Annotated in this window: 12 protein-coding genes; 2 read left to right on the forward strand and 10 right to left on the reverse strand. The window is 69.1% G+C overall.

Features of this window, described 5'->3' with window-relative positions; all coding sequences use genetic code 11:
• Positions 1-14: 14 nt before the first annotated feature.
• The 9 genes from ACIQ0W_RS05220 to nhaA form a co-directional block, all read right to left on the reverse strand.
• Positions 15-431 (reverse strand): septum formation initiator family protein, encoded by a 417-nt coding sequence (locus ACIQ0W_RS05220; protein ID WP_232711574.1) that lies wholly within the window; start codon positions 429-431, stop codon positions 15-17.
• A 249-nt stretch (positions 432-680) separates the two neighbouring features.
• Positions 681-1961: a phosphopyruvate hydratase gene (gene eno / locus ACIQ0W_RS05225; RefSeq protein ID WP_036297450.1), complete on the reverse strand. Its 1281-nt coding sequence runs from the start codon at positions 1959-1961 to the stop codon at positions 681-683.
• A gap of 115 nt (positions 1962-2076) precedes the next feature.
• Positions 2077-2760, reverse strand: coding sequence for an O-methyltransferase (locus ACIQ0W_RS05230; protein ID WP_396641740.1), 684 nt, complete (start codon positions 2758-2760; stop codon positions 2077-2079).
• A complete protein-coding gene (locus ACIQ0W_RS05235; RefSeq protein WP_396641741.1) occupies positions 2760-2927 on the reverse strand; it encodes a MetS family NSS transporter small subunit in 168 nt (55 codons plus the stop codon). The genes ACIQ0W_RS05230 and ACIQ0W_RS05235 overlap by 1 nt, the downstream gene beginning before the upstream one ends.
• Complete coding sequence (locus ACIQ0W_RS05240; protein ID WP_051513247.1) at positions 2924-4558, reverse strand: sodium-dependent transporter; 1635 nt, start codon at positions 4556-4558, stop codon at positions 2924-2926. The genes ACIQ0W_RS05235 and ACIQ0W_RS05240 overlap by 4 nt, the downstream gene beginning before the upstream one ends.
• 86 nt (positions 4559-4644) lie before the next feature.
• Positions 4645-5463: an SGNH/GDSL hydrolase family protein gene (locus tag ACIQ0W_RS05245; RefSeq protein WP_051513256.1), complete on the reverse strand. Its 819-nt coding sequence runs from the start codon at positions 5461-5463 to the stop codon at positions 4645-4647.
• A gap of 86 nt (positions 5464-5549) precedes the next feature.
• Positions 5550-6815 (reverse strand): histidine--tRNA ligase, encoded by a 1266-nt coding sequence (hisS, locus tag ACIQ0W_RS05250; RefSeq protein ID WP_396641885.1) that lies wholly within the window; start codon positions 6813-6815, stop codon positions 5550-5552.
• A gap of 161 nt (positions 6816-6976) precedes the next feature.
• Entirely contained in the window at positions 6977-7636 is a 660-nt protein-coding gene (locus ACIQ0W_RS05255; protein WP_396641742.1) for a MazG family protein, read from the reverse strand.
• Positions 7637-7657: 21 nt separating this feature from the next.
• The gene (gene nhaA, locus ACIQ0W_RS05260) at positions 7658-8860 is read right to left on the reverse strand and encodes a Na+/H+ antiporter NhaA (protein WP_396641886.1); all 1203 of its coding nucleotides are present in this window, start codon (positions 8858-8860) and stop codon (positions 7658-7660) included.
• Between the two features lie 192 nt (positions 8861-9052).
• Between nhaA and ACIQ0W_RS05265 the strand changes: the two genes are divergently transcribed.
• Both ACIQ0W_RS05265 and ACIQ0W_RS05270 read left to right on the forward strand, forming a co-directional pair.
• A complete protein-coding gene (locus ACIQ0W_RS05265) occupies positions 9053-11743 on the forward strand; it encodes a phosphoenolpyruvate carboxylase (protein WP_396641743.1) in 2691 nt (896 codons plus the stop codon).
• Positions 11744-12064: 321 nt separating this feature from the next.
• A complete protein-coding gene (locus ACIQ0W_RS05270; RefSeq protein WP_396641744.1) occupies positions 12065-12325 on the forward strand; it encodes a hypothetical protein in 261 nt (86 codons plus the stop codon).
• Positions 12326-12334: 9 nt separating this feature from the next.
• Here ACIQ0W_RS05270 and ACIQ0W_RS05275 read toward each other — a convergent pair whose 3' ends face one another.
• Positions 12335-12934: a gamma carbonic anhydrase family protein gene (locus tag ACIQ0W_RS05275; RefSeq protein WP_396641745.1), complete on the reverse strand. Its 600-nt coding sequence runs from the start codon at positions 12932-12934 to the stop codon at positions 12335-12337.
• Positions 12935-12993: the final 59 nt, after the last annotated feature.

Below are 12993 nucleotides of genomic sequence, written 5' to 3' on the forward strand. Positions count from 1 at the left end.
GGACGGCCCGTCTGCTACGGGGCGGGACTCTCGGTCGACGGTTCGGGGTCGGGCACGCCGATCGTCGGTTCGGTCACGGTCTGGGCGAGCCCGGCGGTCGTCACCGATGCCAATAGCTGCGTCATCCAGTCCGTCGGCGTCTCGACGACATCCGCGCTCACGGGCTTCTCCGCCGTCGGCTGCAGATCGGCAGGCAGGTCGTTCACGACCAGGTAGACGACCTCGCCGGGACGCATGTAATACAGCCGCTCGCGCGCCTGTGTCGTGATGTAGGCGGGGTCGCCCCAGCGTTCCTGCTGCTGCGTGAGCTGCTCGACCTCTTCTTGGCCCGCGACGACGGATGCCTCGAGCGCTGCGATCGTCTGACGCTGCTGCACGAAGTTGCCGAAGGTGGGCACGAGGACGAACGCGGCGAGTACCACCAGACTCATCATCACGACCATGAACCCGGAGAGCCGCACCCCGCCGAGCCAGCCCCGCACATCGACCCGGCGCGCACCGGATTCGCGGTCGGCCGGACGCGACCGTGCCTGCCGTGACGAAGCCTGCCGTGAAGATGGCTGCTGTGAGCCGGATGGACGGCGGGCCGAGCTCCGAGAAGCAGCCGGGCGGGAAACGGAAGAGGGGGGAACCGGTCGTTTCGCCACGGTTCCCCCCTCCTTCAGTCCTGCTTCGGTGCGTTACCCCTGGTAGCGGGGGAAGGCCGAGCGGCCCGCGAAGATCGCGGCGTCGCCGAGCTCTTCTTCGATACGCAGAAGCTGATTGTATTTCGCGACGCGCTCGCTGCGGGCGGGCGCGCCGCTCTTGATCTGACCCGACCCGGTCGCGACGGCGAGGTCGGCGATCGTGGTGTCTTCGGTCTCACCCGAGCGGTGCGAGAACATCGTCGTGTAGCCGGCGCGGTGCGCCATGTCGACGGCGTCGAGCGTCTCGGAGAGCGTGCCGATCTGGTTGACCTTGACCAGCAGCGAGTTGGCGACACCGCGGTTGATGCCATCCGCCAGGCGGGTGGGGTTGGTCACGAACAGGTCGTCGCCGACGAGCTGGATTTTCGATCCGAGCTTCTCGGTGAGGTGCTTCCAGGCGTCCCAGTCGTCCTCGGCGAGGGCGTCCTCGATCGTGATGATCGGGTAGGCGTTCGCGAGCTCGATGTAGTAGTCGGTGAGCTCTTCAGCCGTCCAGTTCTTACCCTCGAAGACGTACGCGCCGTCGCGGAAGAACTCGGTCGCGGCGACATCCATGCCGAGCGCGATGTCGGTGCCGGGCGTGAATCCGGCCTTCTCGATGGCCGTGATGAGGAAGTCCAGGCCCTCGCGGTTGCTCGGTAGGTCGGGGGCGAATCCGCCCTCGTCGCCGAGGCCCGTGGCGTAGCCCGCCTTCAACAGCTCGCCCTTGAGGACGTGGTAGGTCTCGGTGCCCCAGCGGAGGGCCTCGGAGAACGTCTCGGCGCCGATCGGCGCGAGGAAGAACTCCTGCATGTCGATGCCGTTGTCGGCGTGCGATCCGCCGTTGATGACATTGAACAGGGGAACGGGAAGGACGTGCGCGTTCGGACCACCCAGGTAGCGGAAGAGGGGCAGATCGGCCGAGTCGGCCGCAGCCTTCGCAACCGCGAGGCTGACGCCGAGGATGGCGTTGGCGCCGACGCGGCTCTTGTTCTCGGTGCCGTCGGTCTCGATCATGATCTCGTCGACGATGCGCTGCTCGCTGGCTTCGATGCCCTCGAGGGCCGGGCCGAGCTCGTCGATGACGGCGTCGACGGCCTTCAGCACGCCCTTGCCGCCGTAACGGCTCTTGTCGCCGTCGCGCAGTTCGTACGCTTCGAATGCTCCGGTGGATGCGCCGGAGGGAACAGCGGCCCGCTGAACGATTCCGTCGTCGAGCAGCACCTCCACTTCGACTGTCGGGTTGCCTCGCGAATCGAGGATTTCGCGGGCGCCTACTGCCTCGATGAGTGCCACGTGTTTGACTCCTTGCTCGTGCACTGCGGGTGGTTTTCGGAGCGTCGTCGGTCCGCGGTCAGTCTAGCGAGGTGGTCGCGTGCGCACAGGGCGCGAGCGCGTCGTTCACCGCGCGTTACGGTGCCGATGCCCCCGTGACGACCGCGAGGGCGAATCCGTCCCACCCTTTCAGCCCGACCGTCTGCAGGGCCGTTGCGTCGAAACGCGCATCGGCACCCAGCATCTCGAGGGCAGCGCGCGTGCCGGCGACACGGGGGTCGGTCGTGTGCGGATCGACGATCTCACCCTCGCGGCCGATGTTGTCGAGCACGACCACGGTGCCGGGCCGTCCGAGGCGTGCCGCCCAGTCGAGGTAGATCGTGTTCGATTCCTTGTCGGCGTCGATGAAGACCAGATCGAAGGGTTCCGTACCCTCGAGGGTCGGCAGAACCTCCACGGCTCGCCCAACGAGGATCTCGACCCGCTCCCCTACCCCCGCCGCGTCGATGTTGGCACGCGCGACTTCTGCGTTGCGTGCCTCCGCCTCGATCGTGATCACGCGACCGTTCTCGTCGAGCGCACGAGCGAGCCAGATGGTCGAGTATCCGCCGAGTGTCCCGATCTCGAGCACGCGTCGAGCTCCCGCTATCCGAGCGAGCAGGTGAAGCAGCTTTCCGGCGACCGGAGCCACCTCGATCGCGGGAAGACCGGCCGCGCGCTGCGCCGCCACCGCTGATTCGAGCGCCGCGTCGTGTCCGACGAGCGAGTCGATGAGGTACTCGTCCGCGCTTCGCCAGTTCGCGGGGGTCGATTCGGCCATCAGGTGTCGTGCTCGATGATGCCGGCGGCCTCGCGCTCATCGTCCACCGCGCCGGGCGGGTATTCGGCGAGTTCCGGCCGATGGCGCAGAAACAGGATGCTCGTCAGCATCCCGCCCCAGACGATCAGGATCGACAGGATCAAGAACGCGATCGCGATCGGGGTCATGACCGTGCTCCCTTCGCGCCGCGTGATGTAGCGCCCGGCGCCGCACGCTCAGCAGAAAGGGGCGGATACTCCGGCCACGCGGTGAAGTCATCCGGCGAGCGCTTCCACCGCAGAACCGAGAGCACGACCGCGCCGACGACGAGAACGAGCACCGTGCCCCAGCCGAACACGAGCAGGTACCACGGAGGCATCCCCCCGTAGCCCTCGGTGATGAGGACGACGATGCGGGAGACCAGCATGTAGCCGAGCACGAGCGGCGCCAGAACGCTGACGAGCAGCACCCAGACACGGCCGACGCGGAAGGTCGACAGGGAGTCGAGGTGGTAACGCAGCTCGGGGCCCTTGCGCGCGACCCACAGCACCAGGACCGTCGTCAGGATCGCGGATGCCACGATGCCGATGTTGTTGGCCCACTGGTCGACGACATCGAGAGCGAGAAGCCCGGTCGTCGTCGAGAAGATCAGCATCGACAGGATGGCCGAGACGATACCGACCGAGAGGGCGGCGCGGCGGGTCGAGAGCCCGAACTTCTCCTGCACCGCGGCCGAGACGACCTGCAGGACCGACACGAGCGACGTGAACCCGGCGAGGGTCAAAGACCCGAAGAACAGGCACCCGAATATCGGCCCGCCCGGCATCTGCGACACGATCGCGGGGAACGTGATGAACGACAGCCCCACCCCCGTCAGCCCCTCGAGTTCGTCGATCGCCACGCCCTGGCTGAAGGCGAAGAATCCGAGGGTGGCGAACACGCCGATCCCCGCGAGGATCTCGAACGAGGAGTTCGAGAACGCCACCACGAGGCCGGGCGTCGTGAGGTTCGAGCGGCGCTTGCGGTACGACGCGTAGGTGATCATGATGCCGAACGCGATCGACAGGGAGAAGAAGATCTGGCTGTACGCCGCGATCCAGACGTTCGGGTCGGCGAGCGCCGTCCAGTCGGGGGTGAACAGGGCGTTGAGGCCTTCTGCCGCGCCGTCGAGGAACAGGGCACGAACGACCAGGATCAGGAATGCGATCACGAGCACCGGGAGCGCGATGACGTTCACGCGCTGCAGTCCCTTCGCGACACCGGCGGCGAGCACGGCGATGGCGAGCACCCAGACGGTCGCGAGCGGGATCAGGACGCCCGGCACGAACTCGAGACTGAAGCCCGGGTCGCCTGTCTGCAGGTACTCCCCCGTGAGGAACGCCGCGGGATCGTCGCCCCACCGCAGGTCGAAGGAGAAGACGAAGAAGCTCAGCGACCAGGCGATGACGACCGTGTAGTACAGCCCGATCACGAACGCGATGGTCACCTGGAACCATCCGAGCGATTCCATCCACCGGCCGGTCTTTCCACCGAGGCGCCGGAAGGCGGTCGGTGCGGCGCCTCGGAAGCGGTGGCCGATCGCGTAGTCGAGGAACAGGATCGGGATGCCCGCGGTCAGCAGCGCGATCAGATAGGGAACGAGGAACGCACCGCCACCGTTCTCGTACGCGACGCCGGGAAAGCGCCAGATGTTGCCGAGCCCGACGGCCGACCCGATCGCCGACAGGATGAACCCGACCTGGCCCGTCCACTGCTCCCGCGGTCTGCCCTCGGGGGCCGGGGATGCGGCCGTCTGCTGGTCTTTCTCGAACCGCGCCATGTTGCTCCCGCGTCGTCAGTGTCCGTGTTCCCGCATTCGTGGTGAGCACGCTATCAGCCGCGTCGGCGCTGCCGCGAGGGCTTGCGTCACACCGTGTCGGTTCCCGCTCTCCGGCCCTCCACGGTCGCGACGACGACCGGCAGCAGCGCCTCGGCGGTCCGCCGATACCCCAGGGCGCTCGGGTGGAAGCGGTCGACGCCGAACATCTCATCGGGCTGATCGAAGAACACCGCGCCCACCGCGCTGCGCAGCGACACGGCGGTCGCGCCCGATCTTTCGGCCACGGCCGCCTGGGCCGCGGCGAGCTGCCGGGACATCTGCGATCCCAGTATTCGCAGCGGTTGGGGCACCGGACGGAGCGCCCCGAGGTCGGGGCAGGTGCCCACGACGACAGGTATGCCACGAGCGCGCAGCCGCGTGATCGCGGCGCGCAGGTGCTCGGCCGACACCGACGCGGGGATGCGGTGGGTCACGTCGTTGCCGCCGACCACGATCACCGCGACATCGGCGACGTAGTCCCCGGGCAGGCCGTCGATCTGTTCGGCGAGCGCGGATGATTCGGATCCGACGATCGCCGCGGTGCGGAGGCGCACCGGACGGCCGAGGCGGGTCGCGAGTCCCTTAGCCAGGCGAGCCCCGAGGGTGTCCTTGCGGCGATCGGCACCGAGCCCGGCCGCGATCGAGTCCCCGAGCACCAGCAGCTCGACGATCTCGCCCGTCAAACTCTTCCGCCACACCCGATCCGAGCGCGGCGCGAGTTCACCGAGCGGCTTGCCGATCCGCCGCCGGGCCACAGCTGCCTGACGCGTCAGAAGCATCCGCGCACCCACCGCGACACCGAAGCTCACGGCCGCCGCGAGAGCGAGCGCCGCACCGACCGTCAGGGCGATGCGGGAGCGGCTCATACCCGCGATCACACCCCGCCGAGGTGAACGCCGTCTGTCGCGCGGGCGACGCGTGCGTTCCGCGGCGCTGTTCGTCAGGCCGTTCGCTACGCCAGCGGCTTCAGCGTGAGCGACGAGCGCTCGGCTCCGGAAGCAACCGTCGCGAACTCCGTGTATCCGTCGGACACGGCGCGCTCGAGGGTCGGCTTGAGGTTCTTCGTCCGGCGCTCGAGCCGTACGCGTGCGCCCTCGGCGAGGAAGGACGCCTTGAGCGCGAGGAGCTCGGCGACAGGCACATCGGCGTCGTGCACCAGGACGACCGCTGTGACCGCGGCATCCTCACCCGCCTCGACCAGATCGACGATGCGCTCGAACCCGATCGAGAACCCGACGGCCGGGACATCCGAGCCGAGGAACCGACCGATCATGCCGTCGTAGCGCCCCCCGCCGCCAAGCGAATAACTGACGCTCGGGTGGGCGAGTTCGAAGATCGTCCCGGTGTAGTACCCCATACCCCGAACGAGGAACGGGTCGAAGACGAGGGGAATCTCGGATGCGTCCGACGCCGGTCGTGCCGCGGCGACCGCCTCGCCGAGACCGACGAGGTGCGCGATGACCTCGTCCGGGATTCCCTCGGGCAGCGACTTGCGGATCTGCCGCTCGCCGTACGGGTTGTATTCGCGGGTCTGAGGGCGGCGCAGGAACGCCTCGAAGGCGTCCACGGCCGCGGGCGTTGCGCCCCGCTCGCGGAGTTCGCCCGTCACGCCGTCCGGCCCGATCTTGTCGAGCTTGTCGATCGTGATCAGGACGCCCGCACGCTCGGCATCCGCAAAACCGAAGGTCGCGAGCATCCCGTCGAGCGCACGTCGGTCGTTGATGCGCACCGTCGCACCCGCGAGCCCCAGAGCGTCGAGGGTGTCGAGCGTCGCGGCGATCAGCTCGGCCTCGGCGCGGGGAGTCGCATCGCCCAGAACATCGATGTCGCACTGCACGAACTGGCGGTAGCGGCCCTTCTGCGGACGCTCCGCGCGCCACACGGGCGCGATCTGCACGGCACGGAACACGCTCGGAAGCTCGGCGCGGTGCGACGCGTAGAAGCGGGCGAGCGGCACCGTCAGGTCGTAGCGGAGGCCCAGGTCGGCGAGCGCCGCGGGATCGTCCGCTGCGGCACGGATGCCGTCGGCGTCGAGACCTCGGCGCAGGATGCTGAACGACAGCTTCTCGTTGTCGCCGCCGAGCCCTGAGTGCAGGCGATCGTAGTCCTCGACGACGGGCGTCTCGATCTCGTCGAATCCGTGCGCGCGGTAGCGGTCGCGGATGACGGCGAGCACACGCTCGCGGCGAGCCTTTTCGGCGGGGAGGAAGTCGCGCATGCCGCGCGGCGGGTTCACGGATGCCACGGCCCTATCCTTTCATCCGCCGCCGGGCACCTCAGTCGCCAGCCTTTGCTCGCGGTCGGAGATCCGGCCAGCGTCGGAGTCCGCGGCGCCGGATGCTCCGACGCTCACCGGATCCCCGATGCTCAACGAGCGGCTCAGCCCGCCTCGGCGGCGCGGATGTCGGACTCGAGCGTGCGCAGGCGCTCCCGCAGGGCCCGCTCGGCATCCCAACCCCGGGACCGGGCCTGCGCTACGAGGGCAAGAAGCGCGTCACCGAGCTCGGCCTCGCTGTCCGGAGCGGTCGCGACGAGCTCCGGCGCGGGTACAAGCCCCGACCCCTTCCCGAGCAGCTTCTGCGCCAACGCCAGCGAGGGCATGCCTCGAGCTACGCCATCCAACACGCTCCGCCGCTCGCTCTTCTCGGCCGCCTTCGCCGCATTCCAGAGCACCAGCACCTGCTCGGGCGTCTCGGCGACATCATCACCGAAGACGTGCGGATGCCTGCGCACCATCTTCTCCGTCAGCCCTTCGGCGACATCCGCAATGTCGAAGGGTTCAGCGTCGTCGCGCGACGCGATTTCGGCGTGGAACAGCACCTGCCACAGCAGATCGCCGAGCTCCTCACGCAGTTCCGCACGCGAGCCAGCCTCGACAGCGTCGACCAGCTCGGCACTCTCCTCGATCAGATACGGCACGAGGTCGCGGTGCGTGATCCGCTGGGTCCAGACGCACCGATCGCGAACCACCCGCATCGTCTCGGCGGCCGCGGCCAGCGCCTCGGCGCGGCGCGCGGCAACAGCATCCTGACTCTTCATCGCCCCATCCTGCCCCACGGCTCAGGCGAGCTGGCCACCCGTCGGCGTCGACGTCGGTGGCACTTCGACGTCGTCGGACTCGACGTGCGCGAGACGACGGAAGTGCCGGGCCCGCAGCGACACCAGCACCGCCGCGATGACGAGCGAGATTCCGGAGCCCGCGAGCACACCGAGAGTCGCCTCGTCCCGGACGAGGGGGTCACCCGCGAACGCCAACTCGGACAGCAGCAGCGAGACCGTGAAGCCGATACCACCGAGCGCACCGGCCGCCAGAAGATCGGCAAACGACAGGTGGGGCGTCGCTCCGCGATTCGCGAGGCGCAGCGAGATCCAGCTGAACAGCGAGATGCCGATCATCTTTCCGACGGGGAGCGCGACGAGGATGCCCCAGAAGGCGGGCGAGAGCTGCGCGGGCGACACCATCGGGATGACGACGAGTGCGGCCGAGAACGCGAACAGGGGCAGCACGAGGCCGTTGACCCAGGGCTCGAGTGCGTGGCGCGTGCGGAGGGCAGGGCTCTGCGCGAATGCCAGCCCCAGCGCAACGCCGGCGATCGTGGCGTGCACACCGGAGAGGTAGACCAAAACCCACGTCGCGATGCCGAGCACCACCAGGATCACGGCGATCGGCACGCGCGCACGGGTGTCGAGGCGGCGGCTCAGCAGACCGAAGATCACGACGAGCACGGCGGAGATGCCCAGCAGAGCGAAGTTGACATCGGTCGTGAAGAGCACGGCGATGAACAGGATGCCGACGATGTCATCCAGAATCGCGAGGGCGAGCAGGAAGATCCGGATGCCGGAGGGCAAACCCTTGCCGAAGACCGCGAGCACCCCGAGGGCGAAGGCGATGTCGGTCGCGGTCGGGATGGGCCATCCGCGTGACGCATCCGATCCCGCGGCAAAAGCGACGTAGATCGCGATCGGGATGAGAACGCCACCCGCTGCCGCGATAGCCGGCTGGAGCGCCTTGCGCGCGGAGTTGAGCTCGCCGGCGGTGAGTTCGAACTGCAGCTCGATCGCGACGACGAAGAAGAAGATCGCGAGCAGGCCGTCCTGGATCCAGTGCCCGACCGACATCTCGAACACGCCCGGGATACCAAGGTAGGTGTCCTTGATGGCGTCGGCGCTCGCGCCGAGCGGCGAGTTGGCGACGATCAGCGCCGCGACGGCGGCTGCCAGAAGGATGATTGCGGGGAATCGGGCAGAACGAAGGAGGGCCACGGGGTCCTTTCGGTTGGGGGCCACGCGGTTACCCGCGATGGTCGGTGGGCGCGCTCGCGCGGCCGCCGACCAGACTTCCCGGCACACCAGTGGCCCAGTCTACCGGGCGCCCCGGCACCTTCCCCGAGCACTGTCGGTGCGCCCATACCGAGCGTGACGAACCGGTAACACTCCCGCACTACCCTGAAACCCATGCCCGAACCCACACCCACCGAAGCGATCGATCTCGTCGGGCGCTTCGACGCCGGTCAGGAACTGCCCCAGTCGATGCGCGCGGACGTGCGGATGCTGGGCGCTCTGCTCGGCCAGGTGCTCCGCGAGAGCGGCGCACCCGGCCTGTTCGATGACGTCGAGCGGTTGCGCACCGCGACGATTCAGGCCTACACCGACCCGAGCCCCGAGGCGTTCGAGCGAGCCGAGGCCATCGTCGAGTCCTTCTCGGTCGAGCGTGCCGACGAGGTCGCACGCGCCTTCACCTGCTACTTCCACCTGGTCAACCTCGCCGAAGAGCACCAGCGCGTTCGTGTCCTGCGCGAGCGCGACGGGCGCCCCGAGAAGGAGAACGCGACGGACTCGATAGCCGCCGCGTTCGCGCGTCTCGCGGAAGAGGTCGGCGACGAGACCGCCCTCGACCGGCTGCAGGGCCTGCGGTTCCACCCCGTCTTCACGGCGCATCCCACCGAGGCCCGCCGCCGCGCGATCTCCTCGACCGTGCGCCGCATCGCGACGCTGCTCGAGACCCTGGACTCGTCGCTCGACGGCGGTGCCGACGAGCGACGAGCGCGCCGCCGCATCCTCGAAGAGATCGACACGCTCTGGCGCACGGCACCGCTTCGGGCCGAGAAGCCCTCGCCGACCGATGAGGTCCGCGCGATCATGGCGGTGTTCGACGAGACCCTCTACACCGCGGTGCCGCAGGTGTACCGCCGCGTCGACGACGCGCTCCAGGGCCCCGATGCGGGCCGCCGAGCGCCCATCGTGCGCCCGTTCGTGCGCGTCGGCTCATGGGTCGGCGGAGACCGCGACGGCAACCCCTTCGTCACGGCGAAGGTCACCCGCAAGGCCGCCGCGATCGCCTCCGAGCACGTGCTGCTCGGCCTCGAGCGCACGGCCTCCCGCGTGGGTCGATCACTGACCCTCGACGCCGAGACCACTCCCCCGAGCCCGGCGCTCGTCGCCCTGTGGAATCGACTGCGCGCGGCGGACGAAGACGCGGCGGCCGACATCGCCAAACGCTCGCCCAACGAGCCGCACCGACGCATCCTGTTGATGCTCGCCCGCCGCATCGCCGCGACCCGCACACGAGATGCCGACCTCGCTTTCCGCGACCCGGATGAACTGCTCGCCGATCTGCGGGTCGTGCAGGATTCGCTCGTCGCCGCCTCGGCCGAGCGCCACGCGTTCGGCGGACTGCAGCAGCTGATCTGGCAGGTCGAGACGTACGGCTTCCACCTGGCTGAGCTCGAAGTGCGCCAGCATTCCCAGGTGCACCGCAAGGCCCTCGAAGAGCTCGAGGCCGGGGGGGCGCTGAGCGACACGACGGACGAGGTCGTCGAGGTCTTCCGGGCCGTCGCCTTCGTACAGGAGCGCTTCGGACCGCGCGCGGCCGGTCGCTACATCGTCTCGTTCACGCAGTCGGCTGAAGACCTCGCAAACGTCCGGCGCCTCGCGCGATACGCCGTGGGACCGGATGCATCCGGTCCGGTCCTGGATGTCATCCCCCTGTTCGAGACCTTCGCCGACCTGCAGGCGGCGCCGAAGATCCTGGCCGAGATCGTCACGCACCCCGAGTTCGCCGCGCGACTGGACGAGACGGGTCGTCGCCTCGAGGTCATGCTCGGATACTCCGACTCGTCGAAGGATGTCGGACCCGTCGCCGCGAACCTCGCGCTGTACGAGGCCCAGGCCGCGATCGCCGCCTGGGCACGCGAAGAGGGCATCGAACTGACCCTGTTCCACGGTCGCGGAGGCGCGCTCGGACGCGGCGGCGGCCCTGCCAACAGCGCGATCCTGGCGCAGCCGCCGCACTCCGTCGAGGGCCGCTTCAAGCTCACCGAGCAGGGCGAGGTCATCTTCGCCCGCTACGGCGACCCGACGATCGCCATGCGGCACATCGACCAGGTCGCGGCGGCCACACTGCTGGCGTCGTCGCCGTCGATCGAGCGACGCAACGAGGCGGCCGCCTCTCGGTACGCGGACGTCGCGGCGACAATGGATTCCGCATCCCGTGAACGTTTCTTCTCGCTGGTCCGCGCACCCGGATTCGCGCCGTGGTTCGCGACCGTCACACCCCTCGAAGAGGTCGGCCTGCTGGCGCTCGGCTCACGGCCGGCCCGCCGCGGACTGTCGGTCGAATCGCTCGAGGACCTGCGGGCCATCCCGTGGGTGTTCGCGTGGACGCAAGCGCGCATCAACCTCGCTGGCTGGTTCGGGCTCGGCACCGCGCTCGATGCGGTGGGGGACGAAGCCCTGCTGCGCGAGGCGTACGACGAGTGGCCGCTCCTTCGCACCATGATCGACAACGTCGCGATGAGCCTCGCCAAGGCCGATCCGCGGATCGCCCGCCGCTACCTCGCGCTGGGCGACCGGGACGAACTCGCCGAGTTGGTGCTCGCCGAGATGGAATCGACGCGTGACTGGGTGATCCGAATCACCGGCGGCGGCGAGCTTCTCTCGAACAAGCCCGTGCTGCAGCGCGCGGTCAAGATGCGCAGCCCGTACGTAGACGCGCTGTCGATGCTGCAGCTGCGCGCCCTGCGCGCCCTGCGCGCGTCGGCCGCCGCCGGTTCGCGTGCCGACGGTTCGGGCGCCGATCCCGAGCAGCAGCGTCTGCTGCTGCTGTCGGTCAGCGGCGTCGCGGCCGGCCTGCAGAACACCGGCTGAGCCCTCCCCGACTCCCCCGACCTCCGCGCGAACGGACGCAACACGCCGCGCGGCGGCGAATCGGACGGCGTGTTGCGTCCGTTCGGGAGGCAGGGCCGATCGGTTCACGAACCGAGAGGACGCAACACGCCGCGCGGCAGCGAGGCGGACGGCGTGTTGCGTCCGTTCGGGAGGCAGGGCCGATCGGTTCACGAACCGAGAGGACGCAACACGCCGCGCGGCAGCGAGTCGGACGGCGTGTTGCGTCCGTTCGGCGACGGGCGAGCGAGGCCATCGCGTGGCGGTCGGATGGATGTCGGAGGCCCGGCCTAGCGTGTGGTCATGATCAAGACACGAGAAGACGTCAGCGAACTCGACGCCGAGATCTGCCCCGTTTGCGACGACACACGTGTGCAGGTCGTGGAGGTCAAATGGTTCGTCCTCGAGCTCGACCGCGACGACGAGCTGCGCGGCGAAGAACACCGCAGCGCCAAGCACGGCGGCCAGAGGCACGCTGGCAGCAGGCCCATCGACGACGAGCTGTACGAAGACGAGCCTGGCCTCGAGTTCCGCTGCCTCTCCTGCGGCGCAAACTGGGTCTGACCCGTCCGCTCAGTCGACGCGACGGTCCTGCGCGTGGCGCGACAGGCTGCGGCCGTAGCGTTCGGTGAGTTGGACCATCACGTCGGGTGTGTCGCGATCGAGACCGAAGACGTAGCCCGGAAAGTCGAGCTCCTTCTGCGCGGCCCAGATCTCGTCGTGCCGGTCGGGTGAGTACAGCCCGAGCGGGTGTCCCACCGCGATCCAGGCGATCGGCACAACGGTCTCGGGCGGAAGGGTCGTCCGCAGGTGCACGATCGCACCGATCCGCACCTCGCAGCGGTCCCCGATCCGCGCACCGTTGAACACGCGCGTGCCTGTCGCGAGGAACACCTCGGAGCCGATGACCGCGCCGCTCACCGTCGCGCCCGGGCCGATGAGCGTGTGATCGCCGATGTGCACGGCGTCGGCCGCCGTGGCGCGGATGACGGCGTTCTCCATCACGACGACGCAGGCGGCGAGCGTGATCGGGCCGCCCTCGGCCGTGATCACGGCGCCGTGCAAGACCTGGCAGTCGGGACCGATCTCGACATCACCTGAGATGACCGCGGTCTCGGCGATCACCGCCGACGGGTCTATGCGGGGCCGCGCCCCGAGGTGCTCGAACAGCATGCGCTCAACCTACTCCGCTCGGCGGCGGCAGAAGGGGCACTTTCGTCCGGTAGAACGGG

The sequence above is a fragment of the Microbacterium sp. genome, from assembly GCF_044340635.1.
GTDB lineage: Bacteria > Actinomycetota > Actinomycetes > Actinomycetales > Microbacteriaceae > Microbacterium.

Bases quoted from the DNA above. Each gene is read 5' to 3' on its own strand.
- ACIQ0W_RS05220 (WP_232711574.1), bottom strand. From the start codon at position 431: ATGAGTCTGGTGGTACTCGCCGCGTTCGTCCTCGTGCCCACCTTCGGC.
- ACIQ0W_RS05230 (WP_396641740.1), bottom strand. From the start codon at position 2,760: ATGGCCGAATCGACCCCCGCGAACTGGCGAAGCGCGGACGAGTACCTC.
- ACIQ0W_RS05235 (WP_396641741.1), bottom strand. From the start codon at position 2,927: ATGACCCCGATCGCGATCGCGTTCTTGATCCTGTCGATCCTGATCGTC.
- ACIQ0W_RS05240 (WP_051513247.1), bottom strand. From the start codon at position 4,558: ATGGCGCGGTTCGAGAAAGACCAGCAGACGGCCGCATCCCCGGCCCCC.
- ACIQ0W_RS05245 (WP_051513256.1), bottom strand. From the start codon at position 5,463: ATGAGCCGCTCCCGCATCGCCCTGACGGTCGGTGCGGCGCTCGCTCTC.
- hisS (WP_396641885.1), bottom strand. From the start codon at position 6,815: ATGCGCGACTTCCTCCCCGCCGAAAAGGCTCGCCGCGAGCGTGTGCTC.
- ACIQ0W_RS05255 (WP_396641742.1), bottom strand. From the start codon at position 7,636: ATGAAGAGTCAGGATGCTGTTGCCGCGCGCCGCGCCGAGGCGCTGGCC.
- ACIQ0W_RS05265 (WP_396641743.1), top strand. From the start codon at position 9,053: ATGCCCGAACCCACACCCACCGAAGCGATCGATCTCGTCGGGCGCTTC.
- ACIQ0W_RS05270 (WP_396641744.1), top strand. From the start codon at position 12,065: ATGATCAAGACACGAGAAGACGTCAGCGAACTCGACGCCGAGATCTGC.
- ACIQ0W_RS05275 (WP_396641745.1), bottom strand. From the start codon at position 12,934: ATGCTGTTCGAGCACCTCGGGGCGCGGCCCCGCATAGACCCGTCGGCG.